Source organism: Vibrio sp. 1562 (assembly GCF_033340155.1).
Lineage (GTDB): Bacteria > Pseudomonadota > Gammaproteobacteria > Enterobacterales > Vibrionaceae > Vibrio > Vibrio alginolyticus.
The window spans coordinates 1-563 of sequence record NZ_JAWOVY010000628.1 but is presented as its reverse complement, the minus strand read 5'-3'; the positions used below and the strand labels follow the sequence as shown (position 1 = coordinate 563).

1 pseudogene is annotated in these 563 nt (G+C 48.5%); it reads left to right on the top strand.

Annotated elements, in window-relative coordinates:
* Positions 1-6 precede the first annotated feature (6 nt).
* A pseudogene (locus tag R7Z49_RS26770) lies at positions 7-528 on the top strand (HAD family hydrolase); the annotation flags it as partial.
* Positions 529-563 lie beyond the last annotated feature (35 nt).

Sequence of the window (563 nt, the reverse complement as noted above, 5' to 3'; positions counted from 1 at the left end):
CTATAGATAATTGGCCGCAATGAGGCAGGAATTGAGACGATTTTCCGCAAAGCCTACGGCGAGAATTTAGACCGCCTGCATCTTGAATGGCGCACTCGTTACAACGCAGTTGTCAAACACCAAGCTATCCCTGTAAAAGATGGCGTTGTTGAGTTGCTGGAGTGGTTGAAAGCACAGGGCTTACCTATCGCGGTCGCGACATCTACCGCGAAAGAAGTGGCAAAAATCAAACTGGAATTAGCAGGGTTGAGCAAATACTTCGATAACCTAACGACAGGCTGCGAAGTGAGCCACGGCAAACCCGCTCCAGAAATCTATTTGCTGGCAGCGAACCGTCTGGATGTAGAGCCAAGCCAATGTTTGGCCTTTGAAGATTCCAATAACGGTGTTCGCGCCGCTGTAGCGGCAAACATGATTACTTATCAAATTCCGGACTTGGTTGAACCTTGCGATGAAGTAAAACAATTTGGCCACGCTATCGTGCCTTCACTGCACGAAGTATTAGCCGAGCTTAAACAGACTCGCTAACCCTCCTCTGAATACGTTCTAAAGCCCAACGTCGA